Origin of the sequence: Photobacterium aquae, from assembly GCF_001029445.1 — a bacterium.
GTDB classification, from domain to species: Bacteria; Pseudomonadota; Gammaproteobacteria; order Enterobacterales; family Vibrionaceae; genus Photobacterium; species Photobacterium aquae.
The window spans coordinates 1-21,712 of the sequence record NZ_LDOT01000015.1; the positions used below are offsets into that span (position 1 = coordinate 1).

At 42.6% G+C, this 21,712-nt stretch carries 24 protein-coding genes and 3 pseudogenes; 21 read left to right on the top strand and 6 right to left on the bottom strand.

The features are described 5' to 3' along the window. The first annotated feature begins 114 nt into the window (after positions 1-114). Positions 115-654: a hypothetical protein gene (locus tag ABT56_RS12245; protein ID WP_047879176.1), complete on the top strand. Its 540-nt coding sequence runs from the start codon at positions 115-117 to the stop codon at positions 652-654. A 22-nt stretch (positions 655-676) separates the two neighbouring features. Here ABT56_RS12245 and ABT56_RS12250 read toward each other — a convergent pair. Beyond that, a pseudogene (locus tag ABT56_RS12250) lies at positions 677-865 on the bottom strand (IS110 family transposase); the annotation flags it as partial. A 236-nt stretch (positions 866-1,101) separates the two neighbouring features. Between ABT56_RS12250 and ABT56_RS12255 the strand changes: the two are divergent. From ABT56_RS12255 to ABT56_RS23585, 3 genes are all read left to right on the top strand, one after another. After that, positions 1,102-1,938: a transposase gene (locus ABT56_RS12255; RefSeq protein ID WP_205626080.1), complete on the top strand. Its 837-nt coding sequence runs from the start codon at positions 1,102-1,104 to the stop codon at positions 1,936-1,938. A gap of 402 nt (positions 1,939-2,340) precedes the next feature. Beyond that, positions 2,341-2,841 carry a hypothetical protein gene (locus ABT56_RS12260; RefSeq protein WP_047879254.1) on the top strand — a complete coding sequence of 167 codons (501 nt, stop codon included), beginning with the start codon at positions 2,341-2,343 and terminating at the stop codon, positions 2,839-2,841. A gap of 1 nt (position 2,842) precedes the next feature. Next, positions 2,843-3,169, top strand: coding sequence for a hypothetical protein (locus tag ABT56_RS23585; RefSeq protein ID WP_084722244.1), 327 nt, complete (start codon positions 2,843-2,845; stop codon positions 3,167-3,169). Here the strand turns inward: ABT56_RS23585 and ABT56_RS12265 are convergent. Continuing rightward, positions 3,125-3,655 carry an IS110 family transposase gene (locus ABT56_RS12265; RefSeq protein WP_240478306.1) on the bottom strand — a complete coding sequence of 177 codons (531 nt, stop codon included), beginning with the start codon at positions 3,653-3,655 and terminating at the stop codon, positions 3,125-3,127. The genes ABT56_RS23585 and ABT56_RS12265 overlap by 45 nt on opposite strands. Before the next feature lie 96 nt (positions 3,656-3,751). Here ABT56_RS12265 and ABT56_RS12270 point away from each other — a divergent pair, with 96 nt between their 5' ends. Beyond that, the gene (locus ABT56_RS12270) at positions 3,752-4,273 is read left to right on the top strand and encodes a GrpB family protein (RefSeq protein WP_047879177.1); all 522 of its coding nucleotides are present in this window, start codon (positions 3,752-3,754) and stop codon (positions 4,271-4,273) included. Positions 4,274-4,295: 22 nt separating this feature from the next. On the opposite strand, the gene ABT56_RS12275 is transcribed toward ABT56_RS12270, so the two are convergent. After that, positions 4,296-5,252, bottom strand: a complete 957-nt coding sequence (locus ABT56_RS12275; protein ID WP_047879178.1) for an IS110 family RNA-guided transposase — start codon at positions 5,250-5,252, stop codon at positions 4,296-4,298. A gap of 572 nt (positions 5,253-5,824) precedes the next feature. Further along, positions 5,825-6,841 carry an IS110 family RNA-guided transposase gene (locus ABT56_RS12280; protein WP_047879179.1) on the bottom strand — a complete coding sequence of 339 codons (1,017 nt, stop codon included), beginning with the start codon at positions 6,839-6,841 and terminating at the stop codon, positions 5,825-5,827. A gap of 97 nt (positions 6,842-6,938) precedes the next feature. On the opposite strand from ABT56_RS12280, the gene ABT56_RS12285 reads away from it, so the two are divergent. Then, on the top strand, positions 6,939-7,334 hold the full coding sequence (locus tag ABT56_RS12285) for a hypothetical protein (protein WP_084722259.1): 396 nt from the start codon (positions 6,939-6,941) through the stop codon (positions 7,332-7,334). Positions 7,335-7,455: 121 nt separating this feature from the next. Then, the gene (locus ABT56_RS12290) at positions 7,456-7,737 is read left to right on the top strand and encodes a hypothetical protein (protein ID WP_047879180.1); all 282 of its coding nucleotides are present in this window, start codon (positions 7,456-7,458) and stop codon (positions 7,735-7,737) included. A gap of 60 nt (positions 7,738-7,797) precedes the next feature. Here ABT56_RS12290 and ABT56_RS12295 read toward each other — a convergent pair. Further along, positions 7,798-8,241: pseudogene (locus ABT56_RS12295) on the bottom strand (IS110 family RNA-guided transposase); the annotation flags it as partial. Positions 8,242-8,610: 369 nt separating this feature from the next. Between ABT56_RS12295 and ABT56_RS12300 the strand changes: the two are divergent. Continuing rightward, positions 8,611-8,931, top strand: a complete 321-nt coding sequence (locus ABT56_RS12300; RefSeq protein WP_240478308.1) for a type VI secretion system amidase effector protein Tae4 — start codon at positions 8,611-8,613, stop codon at positions 8,929-8,931. Continuing rightward, a complete protein-coding gene (locus tag ABT56_RS12305; RefSeq protein ID WP_047879257.1) occupies positions 8,913-9,278 on the top strand; it encodes a T6SS amidase immunity protein Tai4 family protein in 366 nt (121 codons plus the stop codon). The genes ABT56_RS12300 and ABT56_RS12305 overlap by 19 nt, the downstream gene beginning before the upstream one ends. 22 nt (positions 9,279-9,300) lie before the next feature. Here the strand turns inward: ABT56_RS12305 and ABT56_RS23595 are convergent. Then, a pseudogene (locus ABT56_RS23595) lies at positions 9,301-9,576 on the bottom strand (transposase); the annotation flags it as partial. A gap of 222 nt (positions 9,577-9,798) precedes the next feature. Between ABT56_RS23595 and ABT56_RS12310 the strand changes: the two are divergent. The 12 genes from ABT56_RS12310 (at position 9,799) to ABT56_RS12370 (ending at position 21,695) form a co-directional block, all read left to right on the top strand. Then, positions 9,799-10,275, top strand: a complete 477-nt coding sequence (locus ABT56_RS12310; RefSeq protein ID WP_047879182.1) for a hypothetical protein — start codon at positions 9,799-9,801, stop codon at positions 10,273-10,275. Between the two features lie 246 nt (positions 10,276-10,521). Further along, positions 10,522-11,619, top strand: a complete 1,098-nt coding sequence (locus ABT56_RS12315) for a calcium/sodium antiporter (RefSeq protein WP_047879183.1) — start codon at positions 10,522-10,524, stop codon at positions 11,617-11,619. Positions 11,620-11,749: 130 nt separating this feature from the next. Further along, positions 11,750-12,145: an OsmC family protein gene (locus tag ABT56_RS12320; RefSeq protein ID WP_047879184.1), complete on the top strand. Its 396-nt coding sequence runs from the start codon at positions 11,750-11,752 to the stop codon at positions 12,143-12,145. 44 nt (positions 12,146-12,189) lie between these two features. Continuing rightward, positions 12,190-12,708, top strand: a complete 519-nt coding sequence (locus ABT56_RS12325; protein WP_047879185.1) for a DUF4303 domain-containing protein — start codon at positions 12,190-12,192, stop codon at positions 12,706-12,708. A 697-nt stretch (positions 12,709-13,405) separates the two neighbouring features. Then, positions 13,406-13,894 (top strand): GNAT family N-acetyltransferase, encoded by a 489-nt coding sequence (locus ABT56_RS12335; protein WP_047879187.1) that lies wholly within the window; start codon positions 13,406-13,408, stop codon positions 13,892-13,894. Positions 13,895-14,346: 452 nt separating this feature from the next. Next, positions 14,347-14,901, top strand: coding sequence for an NADAR family protein (locus ABT56_RS12340; RefSeq protein WP_205626081.1), 555 nt, complete (start codon positions 14,347-14,349; stop codon positions 14,899-14,901). 43 nt (positions 14,902-14,944) lie between these two features. After that, on the top strand, positions 14,945-15,298 hold the full coding sequence (locus ABT56_RS12345; protein ID WP_047879188.1) for a hypothetical protein: 354 nt from the start codon (positions 14,945-14,947) through the stop codon (positions 15,296-15,298). 112 nt (positions 15,299-15,410) lie between these two features. Then, on the top strand, positions 15,411-15,755 hold the full coding sequence (locus ABT56_RS12350) for a hypothetical protein (protein WP_047879189.1): 345 nt from the start codon (positions 15,411-15,413) through the stop codon (positions 15,753-15,755). A gap of 100 nt (positions 15,756-15,855) precedes the next feature. Further along, the gene (locus tag ABT56_RS12355) at positions 15,856-16,386 is read left to right on the top strand and encodes a GNAT family N-acetyltransferase (protein ID WP_169753910.1); all 531 of its coding nucleotides are present in this window, start codon (positions 15,856-15,858) and stop codon (positions 16,384-16,386) included. A gap of 200 nt (positions 16,387-16,586) precedes the next feature. Next, a complete protein-coding gene (locus tag ABT56_RS12360; protein WP_047879191.1) occupies positions 16,587-17,474 on the top strand; it encodes an ABC transporter six-transmembrane domain-containing protein in 888 nt (295 codons plus the stop codon). Continuing rightward, positions 17,464-18,606 carry an efflux RND transporter periplasmic adaptor subunit gene (locus ABT56_RS12365; protein ID WP_047879192.1) on the top strand — a complete coding sequence of 381 codons (1,143 nt, stop codon included), beginning with the start codon at positions 17,464-17,466 and terminating at the stop codon, positions 18,604-18,606. Before ABT56_RS12360 ends, ABT56_RS12365 begins: the two co-directional genes overlap by 11 nt. After that, positions 18,603-21,695 (top strand): efflux RND transporter permease subunit, encoded by a 3,093-nt coding sequence (locus tag ABT56_RS12370; protein ID WP_047879193.1) that lies wholly within the window; start codon positions 18,603-18,605, stop codon positions 21,693-21,695. Before ABT56_RS12365 ends, ABT56_RS12370 begins: the two co-directional genes overlap by 4 nt. Positions 21,696-21,712: the final 17 nt, after the last annotated feature.

Consider the following 21,712-nt stretch of genomic DNA (forward strand, 5'->3'; position numbering starts at 1 on the left):
TATCAAGGCAATCAAGGTGACCCTTTACACTTGGCATTTTTGGTATAGAGTTCGGTGCGCTCTGCTGGTTCAGTGTGGGGCACCTTATTGCAGGCGTTATGTACTAAGAAGAAAATGAAAGAATTAAGTTTAATTTTACGACAAGCAACTAATCAAATTGATCAGAATTACTTCCACTTGAACATTGATGGGGGAGATCCGGTTTATAGAGAACGGGTCTATTGCTACGAGTTATACCATCAAATGAGATTAAAGTGGCCGCCCAGAACGGAGTACTATTTGAATGGAGAGATAGATAAGGCTGCTCATCCAATTTTAAAGTCTCTTAAATCTGATCATATAAAGCCTGATTTATTGGTACACAAACCGGGTTACATGTCAGGAAACCATGCAATTATTGAGGTTAAACACCAAAATGCTCAACCCAGAGGAATAATAAAAGACTTGGAGTCTCTGTCTGTATTTCTGAATGTTGTAGGTTATGAGCGAGCTATATATCTTGTGTATGGCTATGATATTGATCCTGTTAAGTTTAGTTCTAAGATTGCTCATTACTCTCGGGCAGTTAAAAAGTTAGGGTGTATAGAACTTTGGTACCATATGTCAGATTCGAGTGAAGCATTTCATTATTGCACTCTATTGGCACGTACATAACAAACGACTATGGCGTCAATAGCTAATTTCTGGCTATGTTTTCGTTCCACATGACGCCATCTCGAATCATCGAATTTAAGATCACAACCATTTTCCTTACACACGCAATAATGGCGACTTTTTTCGGTTTCCCAGCATCTAAAAGTCGCTGGTAAGTAGCTTTAAAAACAGGGTTACACTGCATCGCAGACATCATAGCCATGTAGAGCAAATAAACAAGACACCCATACTTTTGTACTTTCCTGCCTTGTATTCTAGGCTTCCTTTTACACGGATGAAAAAGGGAGCTAGCAATCATGCCCAAGGCAAGGAAAACACAAGTGAGTCTAACCGATACGCCCTATTACCATTGCGTATCGCGTTGTGAGAAGAACCTTTCTTTGTGGAAAAGATCCGTTAACGGGGAAGTGTTTCGAGCATCGACGTGCTTGGGTGGAGCAACGGCTATTGTTTCTTGCCAAGGTATTTGCGATTGATATTTGTGCGTATGCCGTTATGAGTAATCACACGCATGTTGTTTTGCATGTGGATGCTGAACAAGCTAAGAATTGGTCGCAGGAAGAGGTGCTCACTCGTTGGCATCAGTTGTGTAAAGGGCATTATCTTTCACGTACCTGGCTGGATGAAGGGCTACGAAGCCAGATGGACAAGGCACAGTTGCGGGTCGTTGAACGGCTCACAGAAGAGTGGCGTGAGCGGTTATACGATATGAGCTGGTTTATGCGGTTGCTTAATGAACCAATAGCTCGTCAAGCCAATCAAGAAGATGGTTGTACAGGACGTTTTTGGGAAGGGCGGTTTAAATCTCAAGCCTTATTGGATGAAGCGGCCTTGGCTGCTTGTATGGCTTACGTTGATTTGAATCCCGTTCGAGCAGGAATAGCGAAAACGCCAGAGACCTCAGAGTATACCAGCATTAAAAAACGTACAAATGCAGCAAAAACGGGATATCAACCGACAATGTTATTGCCCTTTGTCGGCAATCCTCGCGATAACATGCCCAAGGGGTTGCCTTTTGTATTTACCGATTATTTGTTGCTTGTCGATGAAACGGGGCGTGTCATCCGTGATGGCAAGAAAGGATATATCTCAGCAAAAGCTCGCAATGTTGTTTTACGTTTAGGTTTGAGCGAAGAGAACTGGCTGGAATTAACTCGTCATTTGGAACACAACTTTTCTGGCGCGATAGGCAAAGAGCATTTGCTTCGCGAGTATCACCATCATATCGGTCAGCGGCGCCCCCAAGGGCTGAGTGCATGTAGGCGGCTGTTGAGCGTGGCCTGATAAACTTACAAACTTCATCATAAAGAAGATATCTATACCTTTGCTCGAGATATTGTTTTGTGGATCAGGGGGTTGCCATTGGTATCCTCGCCGTGGATACTGAAGGAATGTTTGGCTAAATCAATGCCATAAATAGAAAGTGACATGGTGGCCTCCGAACGTTTTCTTACACAGACTCACCAAGTGTGGCAGAGTTTGGATGAGGGGGAGTCCATGTCATTCGTTAACTCGTAAATGTCAGTTTGCACTGAAACTATGGCATGGAATACTTAAATATCAAACTTAATTGTTACATACTTTCTTGCTTTCAATCCCACTAATTGTTTTAAAGTTCATGTTTTTGTTGGGTAAAGAAGTTAATTTCAATAAGGTTAACTATCTTTACTATTGATGATGTTAACCATGAAAAAACTGATATTAATTATTTGTTTGATGTTACCTTGTGTAGCCTTTGCTAGTAATAATCAACTACATTTATCAAAAGGCCTCAATGTAAACTATGATGAACCAAAATCTTTGGTTCATTCTGGTGACTTGCTCATATTTAAGTATGATGATTGGTATTTTTCACATGAATTAGTAGATGCTAAAAATTATTATCAGCCGGTTGATCTAACTGATGTTGATGTGGATTTTTTTCAATCATTGTTTTTCATTGAGAAAAGAAAGCAGTTGCCCGAATGGTTGAGTTTAATTTCATCTGAATTGTCAAGTTCGTTTGGAATTAAAAATGATAATAAAGACGTGAAAAAATTAGATCAGATGACAGTTTTGGGTGCTTACTCTAACGAATATGGTCAAGGTAATATTTTTATTATAGATGGTTCTCAAATTCACCATATAAACATCAATGGTTTAGAAGCAAATTATAAAAATGTTTTCAATTCAATTATGAGTAAATAAGATGAGTCTAACTACTACAGAGCAGAATGATTTACGAACTTTTCTAGTTAAAATTTATGGCCCTCAAGCTAATGAGTGGCCAGTTAATGATGAGATGTTTAATCTTACATATAAGTTGTTGTCTGAATCAAAGAAATGTTCAGATGTAATGGATTTAGTACCTAGGCCTATGCCCATTGGTGCAAACCCAGCTAAATGGTTGGCAAAAGAAGTTCGTAGTATGATACTTAGACAAATAAAAGAACGAAAAGGACATTACGCGATATGTGTAAAATCTACATCATTACGAATGAAAAATGAGTTTAACCTGAAAGCTGCTGGACTTTAGGCGAATAGGCGAATAAACAAGACACCCATACTTTTGGGTGACGATCCCGAACTCAGCCATGACGGCCCAGATCTGGTTAAAGAGTGCAGTGCGTTCATGACCCCAGTTGTTGCGGGCCCGGTGGAGCATCAATATAGATTGTTGCTCGGCGGATTTGATTTTAACGAAGCGCGTTGAAGGACGGGTGACAGCCACACAAATGGCAACCGCATCATTGAGGTCATTCTTGGCACTCGTTATGAAAGGCGGCACATATTTGGAGGCCATGATCTTGGCAGTATGGCCGAGCTTGGTTAATTTCTGCGCCCAGTAATGGGAACTGCCGCAGGCTTCCATTCCGACAATGACAAGCGGCAAGTTAACAAAGAATATGAGTACTTTTGCTCGAGATATTGTTTTGTGGATCAGGGTGTTGCCATTGGCATCCTTGCCGTGGATACTGAAGGAATATTTAGCTAAATCAATGCCATAGATAGAAAGTGACATGGCGGCCTCCGAACGTTTTCTTACTTAGACTCACTAAGTGTGGCAGAGTCTTGATGAGGGGGAGTCCATGTCATTCGTTAGGTAAATGGAGGAACAATGAGTTCGAGGGTAATTGAAGTTGTAGACTATCGACCTTCATGGGCCAATGAATTTAGCGATGAAAAGGTGTTGCTAGAATCGGCCTTGAATTCAGCTAATGTAGTGGCAATTCATCACATTGGTAGTACTTCAGTCAAAGGTCTTTGTGCGAAACCAATCATCGATATTCTTGTTGAAGTGAAATCACTAGAAGAATTGGACAAGAACAATAATCTGATGGAGTCGCTTGGGTATGAAGTTAAAGGTGAATTTGGTATAGCAGGTAGGCGTTATTTTCAAAAAGGTGGCATACAAAGAAGTCACCAAGTACATGCTTTTTTAGTTGGGTCTCCAGAAGCAAATAGGCATATTGCATTTCGTGACTACTTGATTCAATTTCCAGAAATAGCGTTGCATTATGGTAATTTGAAGCGAGAAGGTGCTTCAATTTGTAACAACGATATTGGTGTATATTGCAATCATAAAGACAGTTTTATAAAGGAGCATGAGGCAAACGCACTACGCTGGAGATTTACCTAACAAACGACTATGGCGTCAATAGCTAATTTCTGGCTATGTTTTCGTTCCACATGACGCCATCTCGAATCATCGAATTTAAGATCACAACCATCTTTCTTACACACGCAATAATGGCGACTTTTTTCGGTTTTCCTGCATCTAAAAGTCGCTGGTAAGTAGCTTTAAAAACAGGGTTACACTGCATCGCAGACATCATAGCCATGTAGAGCACGGTGCGTACTTGTGCTCGTCCCCCCTGAATGACTCGCTTGCCTTTATAGCGTCCACTTTCTCGATTGATGGGGGCAACGCCAATGAGTGCAGCGGCTTGTTTGTTGGTAATAAGCCCAAGCTCAGGAACGTTGCTAATGATGGATGCAGCTGCGACTTTTCCGATGCCAGGAACGCTCTGCAGAAGACGATTTTTGTTTTGATACTCAGGGCATGATTCAATAAGAAATAGGATTTTTTGCTCAGTTTTTTCTATCTGATTTTTAAAGGTCGTGAGCACAGGTTTGATGGTGCTCACAAGATGTTTGGGAAGTGATTGTAATCGGTTTTTCTCCATGGTTTGCATGGTCAGCAGTTGATGACGGCGAGCGACTAAATCACTCATTAAACGCATATTTTCAGGTTTCAGTTGCGTCAGATTAGGTTGAATGGCCTCGCTATAGTGAGCAATGAGTCTAGCATCTAATTTGTCTGTTTTAGCTCGCTGACCAATGGCTCCGGCGAACCGTTTTATATGTATGGGGTTAGCAATAACAAAGGGAAGTTTTGCTTCTGAACAAGCAATGATGAACGGCATTTCAAGACGTCCAGTTGCTTCGACAACAACGCGCTGTGGGACATATTGTTTGATTGTTTTGATGGCCTCTTTGATACCTTTCTCGTCGTTGTTAACAGTAAAAAAGATATCAAGTGGGCGAATGAAAATGTCTAGTTGTGACTTACCTGTATCAACACCGACATGAATGTTTTGATGTGTGCTTGTATGCATAATAAGCTAACTCTTGCTTGCGAAATGCGGGTTCGAGACCCAGTCGACTATTCGAGGTTGATGCTTGGAGTCCTATGCGGCGTTCATGTTTGTTATCGGTCTCTCGACAGAGGAGCCAGCGTTCAAACGAACTACCGCATAAGATGCTTTAGTTGCAGCTAAAGCTTGGGTCTCACGTTACCCAAATGACAAGCTTATTATCCATACAAGCATTTAAGAGTGATTCGCCACGCTTGGCATTTTTGGTTTGGGTCAAGTTCAGTGATTACGGTGTTAAAATTGAGTTTAGTGGTCGCGTGGCTCACACCTTAATGCGGCTACATGGACTCCCCCGGTTGTCAACAACAGCTGCCGATAAGATAAGGTTTGGGACTGCCGCTCTACATTCGGTCTGTTTATTGGCTTATTTGCCATGACCCTGATGACACTACGCGGTTGCGGTTCCTCATTCGTTAGAAGGCATCTGACGTGCCCGCCGCATTATCAGGTTTTCCCGCAAGTGGTCTTAACCTTATTTCATCATTGGCTATTGCATTGACCCGGTGAAGGTGTATTGCTCTTACGCTTGGTGATTAAACAGCGACTTGGTATTCCGTATCATTGCGCAGTAGCGACCAGATAATACGGGCGTTCTTGGCCGCAAGTGCCACAATCGCCCGTTTTAGGCCCCGCCTCTCGACAAGCCCTTTGCACCAGAGACTGAGGCGATCGGTCTTGTTGCCGATATTGGTAATGGCGGCACGAGCACCGTGAACCAGTAACGTTCTTAGGTATTTATCGCCTTTTTTGGTGATCCGCCCGAGCCTCGGTTTACCGCCGGTGGAATACTGGGTAGGCACTAACTCAAGCCAAGCGGCAAAGTCACGGCCTTTGTCGAACTGCTCGCCCTTGCCGATGCTGGCGATAACGACCGTCGCCGTAATTGGTCCAACACCTGCAACCTTCATGATTTTTTGTGCATTGTTGCTGTGGTTTACCAACATATCAAAGCAGCGTTCTTGGTCAGCAATGCGTTGGTTGATAGAGAGCAGGTGATCATAGCAGTCAGCTAAGATTGCACGGGCTAAATCCGGTAGCTGATTCTCGGCGTCTTCCAGTACGTGTCCGATATTTGCTTGCAGTGCATGGCGGCCTTTGGGGGCGATGATACCGAACTCAGCCATGACAGCCCGGATCTGGTTAAGGAGTGCTGTGCGTTCGTGAACCCAGTTATCGCGGGCCCGGTGGAGCATCAATATGGATTGTTGCTCGGCGGATTTGATTTTAACGAAGCGTGTTGAAGGACGGGTGACAGCCACACAAATGGCAACCGCATCATTGAGGTCGTTCTTGGCACCCGTCCTGAAAGGCGCCACATATTTAGAGGCCATGATTTTGGCGGTATGCCCGAGCTTGGTTAATTCCCGCGCCCAGTAATGGGAACTACCACAGGCCTCCATTCCGACAATGGCAGGCGGCAAATTGGCAAAGAATGTGAGTACTTTTGCTCGAGATATTGTTTTGTGGATCAGGGTGTTGCCATTGGTATCCTCGCCGTGGATACTGAAGGAATGTTTGGCTAAATCAATGCTATAAATAGAAAGTGACATGGTGGCCTCCGAACGTTTTCTTACTCAGACTCACCAAGTGTGGCAGAGTCTTGATGAGGGGATGTCCATGTCATTCGTTAGAACTAGGGAGAGTTTTGTGCCATTGAAGGATTATTCTGAGGAAGAAGATTATTATTCTCAAGGTTTCGAAAAGACCGGAGTTGTTTCGGTATGGATTGGTTTACTTGATGACGCTTGGAATTCAGAAGATATTGATGTTTTACAGGATCTGTGTGGTGTCGGCTACTACGACTTAAGCAATCAAGAGAGTGAGTGCTTCGACTATCAGCTGGTGCCAATTTCTAAGTTGCTTGGCAATCTTTCTTATTCAGGTTCATTTTCATCCGAGGTAATGAAAGTGGCTGAGTCAAAGGCTCTACAAGAAGCTAGGTGGGCTGTTCAGCAATACGACTTTGCATATAATCCAAGCAAGGTTCGCCGCAGTATTGCTAGCGATCCAAAATTCATTGGAGTGTTCAGCTATGAAATCTAGCGCGTCATTGGTTATAACAAGGTCAGGCAAGGCTACACAAAAAACGCGTGCTTGCTGCCAGCGTTATGTGTCAACGCAAAAAAACACAAATTAGTATGAGTAATATCTAAGGAGAGATATTGTGGAGTGGTCAGTTTTAATACTATTTGTGTTGTTGATATTCATCGGCCACAGAGAATTATCTGCGATGAAGTACAAGCATAAATTATTGGAACGCAAGATAGATTTCTTACTTGAATGTTCTGGGGTGTCATTAGATAAACACTTTGCTGTGCCAGTTCAGGTATTAGATGCTGTCAAATCAGGTAACAAGCTAAAAGCGCTCCGGCTTTATCGAGAGGAAACTGGTGCTTCTTTAGCTGATGCTCGAAAAGTCATCGAAGAACTCTGGCCAGACACATAACACATATGAGTCTTCGGGGTATCAAGGAAAATAAACAAGACACCCATACTTTTGGGTGATGATCCCGAACTCAGCCATGACGGCCCAGATCTGGTTAAGGAGTGCTGTGCGTTCGTGAACCCAGTTATCGCGGGCTCGGTAGAGCATCAATATGGATTGTTGCTCGGCGGATTTGATTTTAACGAAGCGTGTTGAAGGACGGGTGACAGCCACACAAATGGCAACCGCATCATTGAGGTCGTTTTTGGCACCCGTCCTGAAAGGCGCCACATATTTGGAGGCCATGATCTTGGCAGTATGGCCGAGCTTGGTTAATTCCCGCGCCCAGTAATGGGAACAACCACAGGCTTCCATTCCGACAATGGCAGGCGGCAAATTGGCAAAGAATGTGAGTACTTTTGCTCGAGATATTGTTTTGTGGATCAGGGTGTTGCCATTGGCATCCTCGCCGTGGATACTGAAGGAATGTTTGGCTAAATCAATGCCATAGATAGAAAGTAACATGGCAGCCTCCGAACGTTTTCTTACTCAGACTCACCAAGTGTGGAAGAGTCTGGATGAGGGGGGAGTCCATGTCATTCGTTATAACTCTTTTGTCAGTTTCATTGTTGCACCTTTGATCTTGAAGTGATTCAAGAACAATTAACTTGTTGTTAGTATGGTTGCTTATTTTGTGAGACCTTTTCGTTCAAACAATTGACGGGGAGGTTTTTCAGTGGCAGCACGTCCTAGCTTACTAAAAATGAAAGTGGCTTTTGCAAAGGTTAACCGAGATGTATCGGACGTTGGTACAATAATTGGTGGTAGAGTGAATCACAATATCAATGTGCTAACACCAGAGCAGGGCGTTTTGAAAATGCATGTGCAATTCGGATGTCATATGCACTTAATTATGCTGGTTTTAAGGTTCCTTACATTAAAAATAAAACTGTATCTGGTGGACAGGGAAATTGGTATATCTACAGAGTAAGGGATTTGATCAGCTTCTTGCATCAAAAGTTTGGTGATCCTGAGGTTGTAATTGAAAATCCCAATGCAAATAAGTTGGCTGCCTACAAAGGCATATTGGTCGTTGATGTGGATACTTGGCTAGATGCATCAGGGCATGCAAGTATTTGGACTGGCTCAAGATGTACGGATAGTTGTTACTTCCCACAAGCAAAGAAGGCGTACTTATGGAAACTAGAAGATTAGTCAGCACTATATTTGTTGCAACTTTTAGCGTGGGATTAAGCGCAAGTCCATTGAGCACTCAAAGTGATGAGCAGTTATTTAAAAAATATGCGCTTTCTTCTTGTATTGCGACTTATTACAAGGGCTCCGATGTGGCCAAAGATGCGGTAACGGCAATGCAAGGCTACAGAGAGTTTTCTAATTTGCCTTTGGATGCATTTTTTGAGCTCAGTGAATTATTGAGCAATGAGAATATTGATTCTTATAAATCAAAAAGTGGTAGTTCAATAGAATTGGCATATTGTTTAGACTTCGCTAACTCAGAAGAAGTTCATAAGCTATTAACTAAGGCAAAATCAGAGTTATAACAAACTACTATGGCGTCAATAGCTAATTTCTGGCTATGTTTTCGTTCCACATGACGCCATCTCGAAGTATCGCATTTAGGATTACAACCATCTTTCTAACACTCGCAATAATGGCAACTTTTTTCTGTTTCCCTGCATCTAAAATCGCTGGTAAGTGGCTTTAAAAACAGGGTTATATTGCATCGCAGACCTCATGGCTATGTAGAGTACGGTGCGTACTTGTGATCGCCCCCCCCTGAATGACTCGCTTACCTTTATAGCACCCATATTCTCGATTGATGGGGGCAACACTAATGAGTGCAGCGACTTTTTCCGATGCCAGGAACGCGTTGCAGAAGACGATTTTCGTCATAAACAAGATATTCAAACCTTTGTCCTCGTTATAAAAGGCGTTACATATTTGAACGCCATGATCTTGGCGGTATGGTCAATCTTGGTTAATTCTCGCGCTCAGTAATGAGTGCCACCACAGTTCGTGATATTGTCTGTTGATCGAGATCTTGCCTGTGGATAACGCCGGATGAACATCAATAAGAGACGAACTATAAACAAGAAAAAACAGACAGATGGCTATAGAAAGCTTTCAGATTATGCTCAATTAAGCTATGAAGCTCGGCATCGCCTCTTCTATACAAAGCGTACTATAAGGAACGCTAAAGAAGCGCGTATATTGAAGTGGGGGCAAAAAGCGGCAAGCTATAGGCTTCAGCTTATCTATTACATTGGGGGCGTCGTTTCTTTCATGACTTGGCCAGCATCAGGTATAGGGTTTGTGACTGTGCTTGGTTACATCGGGTTAGGGTATGTGTTTTACCGTTATATACGTATGACGTGGTCTTATGAGGAACGTATTACTTATGAAAGGGAGTATCCGGTAAAAACAATAACAGAAGTGCATAGAGAATTAGTGCGTGATGGCTTAATGACCAGTTTATTTTCTATTGTAATGACACTGATGATGTTTGCTTTGGTTAATGTATGGAAGACGTTGGTATAAGCCATAGCCATGCCGCTCTTACCGTTATCTGCATGACGGATCATTTCACAATTAAACCAGTCAGATCTAGCTAAATGTTCAAGCCACGAATCATTTTTTGTGGCTGATAGAACATTGGTTTTTCATATGTTGATGTAAGATTGAGCCAAAATGTCACCGTTATGCTTACTGAGCTTAACGGGGAGATACGGTGGGCGAGAGATGTCGGGCCTATTTTTATTTGATGCCAATGTTGATGAGGTTTAAATGGATTATCTTCTGTTGATATTAGGCTTTGTCCTGTTGATTTCAGGGGCAGATGGACTGGTCAAAGGAGCATCTCGGCTAGCAACTAATTTCGGGATCCCCAGTTTGGTGATTGGGTTGACTGTTGTTGCATTCGGTACAAGTGCCCCAGAATTGGCTGTCAGTATTAACTCGGCGCTATCTAACAAAACCGAGCTGGCAATTGCAAACGTCGTGGGTAGTAACATTTTCAATGTGTTGTTTATTCTTGGCTTGGCAGCGGTAATAACACCGTTGAGCATATCAAAACAGTTAATACGCCAGGATGTACCTATTATGGTGCTTGTCACGGGGCTGGTTTTTTACATGGCGACGGACGGGCTGCTGAGCGTATGGGATTGTGGGATTTTGGTTATTCTGCTACTTGTTTATACCGTTTTTCTCTTTGTCCAAGGGAGGCAAGCAGAAGCTCGGGAGAATGATACTAGCGCCGATGAATTAGCCTCGATAACGACGGGGCGATTTCCAACATGGCAAAATATATTGTGGCTTATTGTTGGTTTCACATTTCTGGTTCTCGGCGCCAACTTACTGGTAGAGAGTGCGGTGAATATTGCCAGACAACTTGGCGCAAGCGAAGCCGTGATTGGGTTAACTATTTTAGCTGTGGGTACCTCTCTGCCAGAGGTTGTGACATCCATAGTGGCAAGCGTTAAAGGCCAGCGAGATATTGCGGTGGGCAATGTTGTTGGGAGTAATACATTTAACTTGTTGGCCGTGCTTGGTATCTCCGGCTTGTTTAGTGGGCAAGGGCTAACAGGGGATGTACAGCTGGTTGAACAGGATTTGCCCATTATGCTGGCTGTGGCGTTTTTGTGCTTGCCGCTTATGTTTACGGGGGCGGTGCTCAGCCGTTTAGAGGGCACTCTGTTTTTTGGATTATATCTCTTATATAGCGCTTTTTTGATTGGCAGTGTCAAGGCGGCTAGCTGGTTAGATCCATTATTGTTTGTAGCCTGGAACGTTATTTTCCCGATCACGCTGGCTGTTGTTGTTGTTACCTTATTGAGGGACTGGTGGGATAAAAAGCATAAAAAGGCGAACAGTCAGATCCATTGATGATCATTGTGTCGTTTTTTGAGGACGAATAGTGCAAGCGGATACGGGGTTACTGATAGTGGTGACAGAAAAGCGGATGTCCGTGTAGGTAAGGAAGTAACGAATAAGGTGCAGTGTAGGGTGAGAAATCATGAGTATTAACGTTAAGTGGATTGATAAGTGCCATTTTAAAGCAACAACAAAAGACGGTTTTAGCGTGGATATTGATGCTGACAATCGTGTCGCGCCATGCCCCACGGAGGCGTTGCTGTATGCATTGGGAGCGTGTAGTGCTACGGATGTCGTTTTGCTTCTTCAAGAAAAAGGTGCTGAGTTACAGAGCCTGGAAAACAATGTAACCCATACGCTGACAGAGGGTGAGCCGCGATTATATCAATCCGCCAACCTTCACTTTGTGGTCAAAGGTAAGGGATTCACTGAATCCGATGTACTTGCAGCAGCCGAAGAAGCGATTTCAAAACATTGCCATGTCTGCTTAATGTTGCAGCCTCAAATAGATATCCGCTGTACGGTTGAAATCATATAGGGTGTCGATGTGATTTGTTATGCGCTATAGGAGTAAAAAATATAATGGATCAAGTTAAAAAGGATGAATTGGTAAATGCGTTAGTAAGTGCTGCCATTCCAAGCATTGAAAACTTTTTCAGGAATCATTCTGACGAAAAATTCTTTGGCTTTGCGGTCGAGATACTTGCCGAGGAAGGTTATTTTCACGTAGGTGCTTGCTCTGAGGAGTCTTTTCAATCAACCATAGATTCCTATTCTAAGCTTGGCGAATCAATGGAAGATATCATGGGGGATGAAATTCGTTGGAATAACCAAGAATGGCAATACTTTGATCTAAATTATGATTGTAATATTTGGCAAGAGAAATGGCAGTTTATGCTGGAGACACTCAATAAATATAAAGAGTATATGGGTAGCTTAACTGATTCGGAGTGGAATTTAGCTCAACGGGATTTTAGTGCATTGTTTCAAAGTGCCGGTGAGGAGGCTTATCGTCAAATAATTGATTCAGGGGTGCTAAATGGTGTAACAAAAACACATGATTTTAGAACCTGGGTTTTCGAGCATCACGATGTTTTTTAATGAGTATGAAGAATAACTGAGACAGTTATGGTTTGTCGTTCAGCCGATTTGATTTTGGCAAAGCGCGTAGAAGCACGAGTGATTACCTTTGCTATCCTAGCCGTAGATACTAAAGAAGTGTTTAGTAAGATCAATGTTATAGATAGAAATTAATATGGTGGCCCCCGAACGTTTTCTTACTTAGACTCACCAAGTGTGGCAAAGTTTGGATGAGGGGGAGTCCATGTCATTCGTTATGACTCAATATGGATATTGGTCGCAATAGAGTGTTATTGTGATTTTTGAGCAGGTTCGGTTTTGTTATTCTGAGGGAAAATTTCACTATATCTGGCGCTAAAATGCTGAAAACCTACTTGTCTAACACCAAAACTCTTCTGTTCGAGTTCATTAAATACTATCTGGCTGCGATATTGGTTATCGGTCTTAATGGTGAGCTATTTAACATAGCCATGAGATATTGGTCAGAAAATCAAATGTCTTTTTATGGTGACGGCTTGTGGCAAATTACACTGTTTTTAGCATTTTTCGTTACTTGCTATGTAATGTTCAATAAGTACTGTCCTGAATAGGCGTAAATTGCGTCAAGCGGAAGTGGTGATATGGATGCGAGTGCCAGCTTCCTAACGTATTCTTACTCAGAGTCATCAAGTGTGGCTGAGTCCATGCCATTCGTTATGTACAACATGGAGGTGTTTAGATGATTAGGAAAGCAAGGCTAAGTGATTGCCTTGATTTAGCAGCTTTGTCACTACAGGTTTGGTTGCATACATATGCAGCCCAAGGGGTGCGTGCAAAGATTTCGCATTATGCACTGTCGACCTTTACAGAACACCACTTCCAGCAGCTTTTAAACAACCCTACCTGCCAAATATGGGTTTACATACAAGAAGAGCATCTTGTTGGCTTTATCACTGTTGATTTCGATTCTTCATTTAATAATGAAGATTATGGATATGAAGTCACAACATTATATGTATCTGAGCATTTTCATGGGCGGGGTGTTGGTAGACAATTGCTTGATAAAATTAAAGTTCAACATGGGGCATCATTTTGGTTGTCCACTTGGGTCAAGAACCGCAAAGCTATCGATTTTTATCGAAACCTAGGTTTCAAACTTGTTGGAAAATTAAATTTTGAGCTTGAGGGAGAGTTGCATGAAAATCATGTGTTTTCATACACAAGTTGAACTGGTGTATGTGACTGCATAATGAAGTTGTAATTAGAAAATCAAAATAATAAAAAATCATATCATCTTTAAATTCATGATATTAATAAATTATTAAACCATCAGCCACCTTTATAACAGATATAAAGAAGTAATTACCATCAGGGCTGTCGGGGATTGGGATAAATCCACTTGATATATTATAATGGGAAGTCTCACAGCTTCAATGAGTAGAAAATTTGCAAATGTTGCAAAAAGCTTAGAGCTTGATATTGTTTATGGATCAATATCTTGCTTTTAGGGTTTTTACAATAGATACTGGCCTATGTCTAGCAATATCAATGTTATAAGAAGAGTGATATAGCGCCTCTAATGTATTCTTACCCAGATTCATAAGGGGTGACAGAGTATGGAAGATAAAGAAAGTCCATATCATATGTTAGAGACGCGATAGAATAAATATTGGAGGAAAATTGAAGATTAGAACAAGAGATGACCTTATCGATTTTGTGAACCACGGAAATAAGGTGGAATATATCTTTTTCTGGGGGCACCAAGAAAAAGACAGCCAGATAACAAAGAGCTGTTTTAGCCAGTGGTATGATTCGAAGTTTGAAGAAGATGGCAATGAATTTATCTCGGCTGAGCATTACATGATGTATCACAAGGCTAAGTTGTTTGGTGATAAGAAAGCATGTGAAAAAGTTCTTTGTGCTAGTAATCCGAGAGAAGCTAAAGCTGTTGGTCGAGAAGTAATAGGTTTCGAAGAAAAAGTATGGAATGAGAAGCGATTCGAGATTGTAGTCAATGCTAATTTAGCAAAGTTCACTCAAAACTCAGAACTAAAGGCATTTTTGCTAAATACTGGTAATCGAATCTTAGTTGAAGCTAGTCCAGTAGATAAAATATGGGGCATTGGTTTAGCTCAAGATAATCCAGCATCAGAAATGCCAAATACATGGACAGGTCTTAATCTTTTAGGGTTTGCTCTCATGGAGGTGAGAGATATGATTAAGCATCATAATTAGAATGAAATAGTGAAATTTTAAATAATAATACAAGGAGTGTTATATGAAATCTGAACTTTGGTATGATTGTCCAAAATGTAATAATCATAGAGAGTTAAAAATCAAACAAGTTATAACGTTAGAAAAGTTTAATAAAGTTATTTGTTCATCATGTGGGGAAAATTTGTTATTAGATGATGAAGGTATTCAAATAGCACAAAAACGTTATAAAGATTTTGAAAGTTTATTACCATATCAATTAGGTTTTTCAAGTGTAATATTAACATCTACACTAATGCACTTTTCAGGTCTTATGCCAACGGAAGGTTTATTTTCTGGTTGTTTTATTGGGGTTTGTATATTTTTGAAGCTAATTTTAATTAAATTCAATGGATTGAATTTAACTTTTAAGCATTAATTAAAGCATTAATGTCAATGTGAAGTTGTGGGGGGGGGGGTAATAGTCTTGGTTATTCGGTAGACGAGATGAATTATGCGATATTATAGCAAGTGATTATGAAGGCCTTGAAATGAAAATGTTTATACTAAATGTTTGGTTTTTTGTAGTCTTCATTCTCTCTTTTGGGATTGTATATGATCCTCAAGGTCCTGATGCAGTTATTCTAATATGCATAATTAATGTTTTATTTGGTTTTGAGTTGCAGACCAGTAAAACAAAAGTCAACAAAATGTCTAGAAGAAAAATAGCATTATCACTTTTAATTGTTATGATAACAGTATCCTTTTTGTTTGTTTTATCCGTTTTTCTTGAACATGCATTTAATGCTGATATTGGAATGAGATTAGTTGGATGTCTCTATCTAACTATGGCCGTTTATATTTATATCAAAGGATTTATAGCGCTGCGAACATAATAGGATGGGTTTATGAATAAGTTAGAATTGAAAATATTTATACCACTTACTTAGCATCTGTTTTAGTATGAAGACTATAGAGAACGGAGTTAATCTACAGATGAATACGATAGTTGTCCGTAGGGCTGAATTTGAAGATATTACAAATATAAATCAGATTGAAAAACGTGCTGGAAATGCTTTCTCATCGATGCCCATGGATTTTTTATGCTCTTTGCCTCAAGAAATACCATTGCATAGTTACGGGTTTTATGAAAAAAAGATTCGTTCAAATGAACTTTTTGTTGCCGAGATTGAAAATAAAGTTGTTGGCTTTATATGTATAAGCAACATAAACGAAGAATCGGCGATTCATGTTTCAGAGTTTGCGGTCGATTATACATATCAAAAACGAAGGATCGGATTTCAGTTAATAAACGTTGTTATTGAACTAGCCAAGAAAAAGCATAAGAGTATTACTTTAACTACTTTTTCTAATGTTCCGTGGAATGCTCCATTTTACGAAAAGCTAGGGTTCGTAACAATAGATAAGAGTCAACTGAATGAACGTCTTGTTCTATTATTAGCTCAAGAATCTGAAATGGGCCTACCCAAAGAGTATCGTTGTGCTATGCGTTTATGGGTTAGCTAGATGCACAATGATGAATAATGACTTACAGTATGGGCAAGAACTGGCTGGGTAGTGTGATCGACGCATTACGTATGTGTCAGTTGTTCATGATAAAGCCACTGGCTTGAGCACTTAACGCACAGCTCAAAACAGCAAATAGGGACACTTTTTCCTGCCAACAATTAGCGATACTGACTCCATATTCAAATATGGGGTCAATAATGCTCATCAATCAACCCATCACACTTCGTTCTGTAATACGGTTAAATCCCGTTAGAGTTATATTTACCTGGCTTATGGTGCTGGTTGAAAATGTATTCATGATTCTGATACCGCTGTTTATTGGCTTTGCCATTGATGGCGTACTCAAGCAGAACATGCAACCGCTGCTGGTATTTGCCGTGATCTTATTGATGCTGGTGGTGATCGGAGTTGGACGCCGATTCTATGACACCCGTGTATATGGCGATATCAGAGTCACATTAGCCAATGTGGTTGAGCGTAATTTACGAGATGCATCGGTGTCGGTTAAAGATGCTCGCTTGAGTATGTCACGCGAGCTGGTGGACTTTCTTGAGGAAGACTTACCATCGTTGATCACCGCAACTGTTCAGTTGGTGGCGACCGTGATCATTTTGGCGACATTTCATATCAAACTGGCATTGTGTGTATTAGCTGCGGGCTTTGGCATGCTGCTGATTTATGCATTTTTTCACCAATCATTTACCCGTCTGAATGGCGCACTCAACGACCAACTCGAAGAGCAGGTACGTGTGCTTAGTGGTCACGCTTTTGCCGCAATTCGTACCCACTTTGAGCAACTCAAACGCTGTGAAATTAAATTATCAGACACCGAAGCGTTGGTATTTGGGCTGATCTTCATCATTTTATTTGCCGCAGTTCTAACCAATTTATGGATGGTAGGCAGCCTGCATGATCCTACTGTCGGTAAGGTATTTTCAATTGTTACCTATTCGCTGGAGTTTGTTGAAACAGCTGTGATGCTGCCTATTACCTTGCAAACGTTGTCGCGACTGACAGAAATTAGCCAACGTTTAAATCAAAGCCCCGCTCATCAAGTTGCCGAGGAGAATTCGTATGAAAATTAAAAAAATCATCGCAATATTAGCCGGTTGTGGGGCAATTTTCGCGGCATTAGTGGCTGTTGACGTGCTTGCACCTCAGCCAGTGCCTTTACAAGAGCGGTCTAAGCACACCGCGCCAGTATCTGTGTTAGAGGTTACCCCCGCCAGTCATGATTCTCGGCTGACACTACTGGCTATTACTACTGCACGTTGGCCGATTCAACTGAAAGCATCAAGCAGCGCACAACTCTCTTGGCTTAACCTGGATGTTGAGCCCGGCGTGTTGGTGAAAAAAGGTACGCTGTTGGCAAAACTTGATACCAGTGCGCTGGAATCTGAACTGGCGTTGGCAAATAGTAGTGTCAAACAGGCCGAACTAAACCTGCAACAAGTCCGGCATGAACAAACGGTTGCGCTGAAAATGTTATCGGCGAAAAAGAGTTCATCGTTTGCTCGTAGAGAGCCACAAGTCACGGCAGCAAAAGCAGAATTAACTCATGCGAAGCAGGCTTACGCCAGTGCGGCAAAATTATTAGCGGAAGCACGAATTGTTGCACCATTTGACGCGGTGATTATGCGTCGTCATATCAGCCCCGGTGAGTGGTTGGAAGCAGGGCAGGTGGCATTTGAACTGGCCGCCAGTGACTCTTTAGACGTTGAATTGCCTGTTTCTGAGTTGAATTGGTCTCAGGTTCAGTCGGCACTTATTTACCCTGAGATTAATGTCGTAAATCGTGATGGCAGCGAGTGGCCAGCACAAGTGCGCTATGTGGCACCACAGGCAGATCCAGTCACGCGTCAGCGACAAGTAGTGTTATCTGTTCCTGAGCCTTACCAAAGAGAACCCCGCTTACTGCCTAACCAGCAGGTAAAGGTGATCGTCAGTTTGGGGCAGCAGCCAGAGATAGTGACATTACCAATGAGCGCAATCACTCGTGATGGCTATGTCTGGACACTCGATGAACAAAGTCGGCTACAAAAAGAGTGGGTTGCGTTAGTGGGGCAAACCCAAGATCAGGTTTATGCGCGCTTTGAGCAAAACAGTAAGCAACCTCGTCAGGTTGTAATATATCCGTTGCTCTCTATGTTGCCTGGTAAGCAAGTTTCTCCTCAGTCTGTTGATGTATTGGTAGCCAAACAGGAGGTGAACCAATGAGCTGGTTGACGAAATGGTTTATCAACAATTCGGTTGGTGCCAACTTATTGATGTTAGCCATCATTGCCAGTGGGGTAATGGCCTTTAGTCAGTTGCGGGTGGAATCGTTTCCGCAAATAGCCCCTTCGTCAGTGGTGATCACTGTCGAGTATCCGGGCGGCACAGCCAAGCAAATTGATGAAAGCGTCACGCAACGAATAGAAGAGTCAATCAGTGGTATTGCTGGTATCAAGCAGGTAACCAGTCAGTCAAGTGCCGGTATGTCGAGAGTTGTGGTTCGTAAAACCAGCAGCACAGATCTCAATAAGTTGTTGGATGATGTCCGTAACCGTGTCAATGCAATTAACGGTTTTCCTGCTCAAGCGGAAAAGCCAAAAGTGGTCAGAAATGAATTTACCAATCTTGCCGCGTTTGTGGTGGTATCAGGGCATCGTAGTGATGAAGAATTGCAACCCGTTGCGCGTCACGTTGAGCAAGCACTCAGAAACAACCCTAGAATTTCGAACGTCTCCAACTGGGGTAGCCGTAAACCCCAGTTGATTATTGAGCCTAACCCAGCAGAGTTGAAAGAGCTGGGCTTAAGTCTAGAAGATGTCGCAAACATGATTGGCGAGATGTCGTTAGAATCACGTACTGGGGAGCTGATCAGTGACAAAGGTCGAATGGTTATTCGTGGAGATGGCTACGCCGATGACCTGCAGAAACTAAGTCGACTAGCGATTGTTTCTCGTCCGTCGGGAACTGTGTATCTGGGCGACATTGCGACATTGAGCCGAGGGTATGAGCGTAGCGGGTCAATTGTTCGTAATAATGGCATCAATGCAATTGCTTTGCTGATCAGTACCAGTCAAACAGATAACTTACTCAAGGTAAGCGACGCCATTGAAGAAACGCTTGCAGAGCAGAGAAGAATACTGCCAGCAGACATCGAGTTAAATACCATGGCAGATATGGCTCCTTACATTGAAGAACAATTATTTAGACTGGGAGACAATGCGTGGCAGGGGCTCTTAATTGTGGTGGTGTTGCTAGGCATTTTTCTTGATGTGAAACTGGCGTTCTGGGTTTCAGTCGGTATTCCTGTGGCCATTGCTGGCACATTGGGTGCAATGCAACTGACCAATTACAGCATCAATGACATCACACTGTTTGGTTTTATTCTGGTACTGGGCATTTTGGTTGATGATGCCGTGGTGGTCGGTGAAGCGATTTATGAGCAGCGTGATAAACAAAGTGATGGACGGACAGCGGCATGGCTCGGTGTGCATTCTGTTTCGGTCGCGACGGTATTTGGTGTGTTGACTACGATTGCCGCCTTTTCTCCCATGTTATGGATAAATAACGATTTTGCCAAAATATTAGCGGGCTTTTCTGCCGTAGTCATTTTTGCACTGGTTTTCTCATTAATCGAGAGTAAATTCATTTTGCCTTCGCATCTTGCTCAGTTGGCGGTAAATAAACCGAGCAACGGCCTATTTGCGCGTGTTCAATCAGCTGCTCAAGGGGGGCTAGAGTGGCTTAATATCCGTGTTTATAAACCGACATTGGAAAAAGTACTGGATTATAAACTGGCCTCGTTACTGGGTTTTGTCGCCATGATTGTTCTGGCTTATGGGATGTGGGCGACGGGAACCATTCGCAGTGCAATTTTCCCTGAAATACCGGGGCGCTATATTTCCGCCAAAGTTGAGTTAGAAGACGGTGCGCCACTGCCTTTGAAAAGCAAAGCGCTGGCTCAAATTGAACACGCCATGGAAAAGGTTGAAGAAACTTTGATGCAAGACTATCCATTAACGCAGTCTCCTGTGGTTAACTTGCTTGCGTGGTCTGACGGTTATGGGGAAGTGGAAGTCACCGCTGAATTAACCAGTGAAGCCTTGGGTATTCTGCCGGGTAATTTGCTAACAGATAACTGGCGAAAAGAAACCGGTGTGATTGAAGGCGCTTATTCCGTGCAGTTTAGCGCTGCCGAAGCGCCAGCTGGTGAAACCTATATATCTGTTTCGTCCAGTGATCGCGCACTGGCTAAGCGTGTCAGCAGTCAATTGGCACAAAAGCTGGCTGCTTTGCCTGGGGTGGCAGACGTTTACGATAACGGTAAAAACGGGCAACCACAGGTACGGTTAGTGCTCAATGAATATGGTCAGCAATTGGGGCTGACGCAAGTGCGCTTGGCGCAGCTTGCGGGCGAGGCGTTTGGTGAACGTGAAGTCTACCGTCTGCTTGAGCAGGGACAAGAAACAAAAGTACTGTTGCAATACCCAAGGTCTGAGCGAAAAACTCTCGCACAACTTGAGCAAACCATAGTGCTATTGGCTGATGGAAAAAGTGTGCTGTTAGGAGATATTGCAGAATTTAGACACGAGCAGGAGCCTCAGGTGCTTCATAGGCGCGACCGCGCACAAGTTGTGAATCTTTACTGGAAGCAAAACCGTGATATTCAGGCTCCAGAGCAAATAATGGCGCAACTTGAGCCAGAAATTGAGCGTTTGCATCTTGAGTATCCGGGCGTACAGATTAAAGCAGGCGGCGAATTTGAAGAAATTGGCGAGGTGTCTGATGGTTTTGGTTCGGCAATGATTTTGACCATGTTGCTGATTTACATCTTGCTAGCGGTTCCGCTTAAGTCGTATTGGCAACCGTTTATTATTATGGCAGTGATCCCGTTTGGTTTTGCTGGCGCAATTTTTGGTCACTATTTGATGGGGTTACCGATAAGCTTGTTGTCCATGTTTGGCATGATGGCGATGACAGGCATTGTCATCAATGACTCCCTAGTACTGATAACGCGTTTTAATACGGAGTACCGCAGTGGTATGCCGTTGAAACAGGCATTAGTGACGGCGGGAACAAGTCGCCTGCGGGCAATATTCCTGACGACCATCACTACGGTATGTGGCCTGTTACCCTTGCTGAGCGAAACAGCCGAGCAGGCACAGTATTTAAAGCCTGCTGCAGTATCACTGGTGTTTGGGGAGTTGTTTGCCACCACGGTAACACTGCTGTTAATTCCGGTATTACTTGGTATGACAAGTCGGAAAGCGCCAAAGTTAGTTGACGATATACTCGCTCTGAATCCTGCCTGTTAAATCACGAGGAGTAAATA

Bases quoted from the DNA above. Each gene is read 5' to 3' on its own strand.
- ABT56_RS12245 (WP_047879176.1), top strand. From the start codon at position 115: ATGAAAGAATTAAGTTTAATTTTACGACAAGCAACTAATCAAATTGAT.
- ABT56_RS12260 (WP_047879254.1), top strand. From the start codon at position 2,341: ATGAAAAAACTGATATTAATTATTTGTTTGATGTTACCTTGTGTAGCC.
- ABT56_RS23585 (WP_084722244.1), top strand. From the start codon at position 2,843: ATGAGTCTAACTACTACAGAGCAGAATGATTTACGAACTTTTCTAGTT.
- ABT56_RS12265 (WP_240478306.1), bottom strand. From the start codon at position 3,655: ATGTCACTTTCTATCTATGGCATTGATTTAGCTAAATATTCCTTCAGT.
- ABT56_RS12270 (WP_047879177.1), top strand. From the start codon at position 3,752: ATGAGTTCGAGGGTAATTGAAGTTGTAGACTATCGACCTTCATGGGCC.
- ABT56_RS12275 (WP_047879178.1), bottom strand. From the start codon at position 5,252: ATGCATACAAGCACACATCAAAACATTCATGTCGGTGTTGATACAGGT.
- ABT56_RS12280 (WP_047879179.1), bottom strand. From the start codon at position 6,841: ATGTCACTTTCTATTTATAGCATTGATTTAGCCAAACATTCCTTCAGT.
- ABT56_RS12300 (WP_240478308.1), top strand. From the start codon at position 8,611: ATGTCATATGCACTTAATTATGCTGGTTTTAAGGTTCCTTACATTAAA.
- ABT56_RS12305 (WP_047879257.1), top strand. From the start codon at position 8,913: ATGGAAACTAGAAGATTAGTCAGCACTATATTTGTTGCAACTTTTAGC.
- ABT56_RS12310 (WP_047879182.1), top strand. From the start codon at position 9,799: ATGAACATCAATAAGAGACGAACTATAAACAAGAAAAAACAGACAGAT.
- ABT56_RS12315 (WP_047879183.1), top strand. From the start codon at position 10,522: ATGGATTATCTTCTGTTGATATTAGGCTTTGTCCTGTTGATTTCAGGG.
- ABT56_RS12320 (WP_047879184.1), top strand. From the start codon at position 11,750: ATGAGTATTAACGTTAAGTGGATTGATAAGTGCCATTTTAAAGCAACA.
- ABT56_RS12325 (WP_047879185.1), top strand. From the start codon at position 12,190: ATGGATCAAGTTAAAAAGGATGAATTGGTAAATGCGTTAGTAAGTGCT.
- ABT56_RS12335 (WP_047879187.1), top strand. From the start codon at position 13,406: ATGATTAGGAAAGCAAGGCTAAGTGATTGCCTTGATTTAGCAGCTTTG.
- ABT56_RS12345 (WP_047879188.1), top strand. From the start codon at position 14,945: ATGAAATCTGAACTTTGGTATGATTGTCCAAAATGTAATAATCATAGA.
- ABT56_RS12350 (WP_047879189.1), top strand. From the start codon at position 15,411: ATGAAAATGTTTATACTAAATGTTTGGTTTTTTGTAGTCTTCATTCTC.
- ABT56_RS12355 (WP_169753910.1), top strand. From the start codon at position 15,856: ATGAATACGATAGTTGTCCGTAGGGCTGAATTTGAAGATATTACAAAT.
- ABT56_RS12360 (WP_047879191.1), top strand. From the start codon at position 16,587: ATGCTCATCAATCAACCCATCACACTTCGTTCTGTAATACGGTTAAAT.
- ABT56_RS12365 (WP_047879192.1), top strand. From the start codon at position 17,464: ATGAAAATTAAAAAAATCATCGCAATATTAGCCGGTTGTGGGGCAATT.
- ABT56_RS12370 (WP_047879193.1), top strand. From the start codon at position 18,603: ATGAGCTGGTTGACGAAATGGTTTATCAACAATTCGGTTGGTGCCAAC.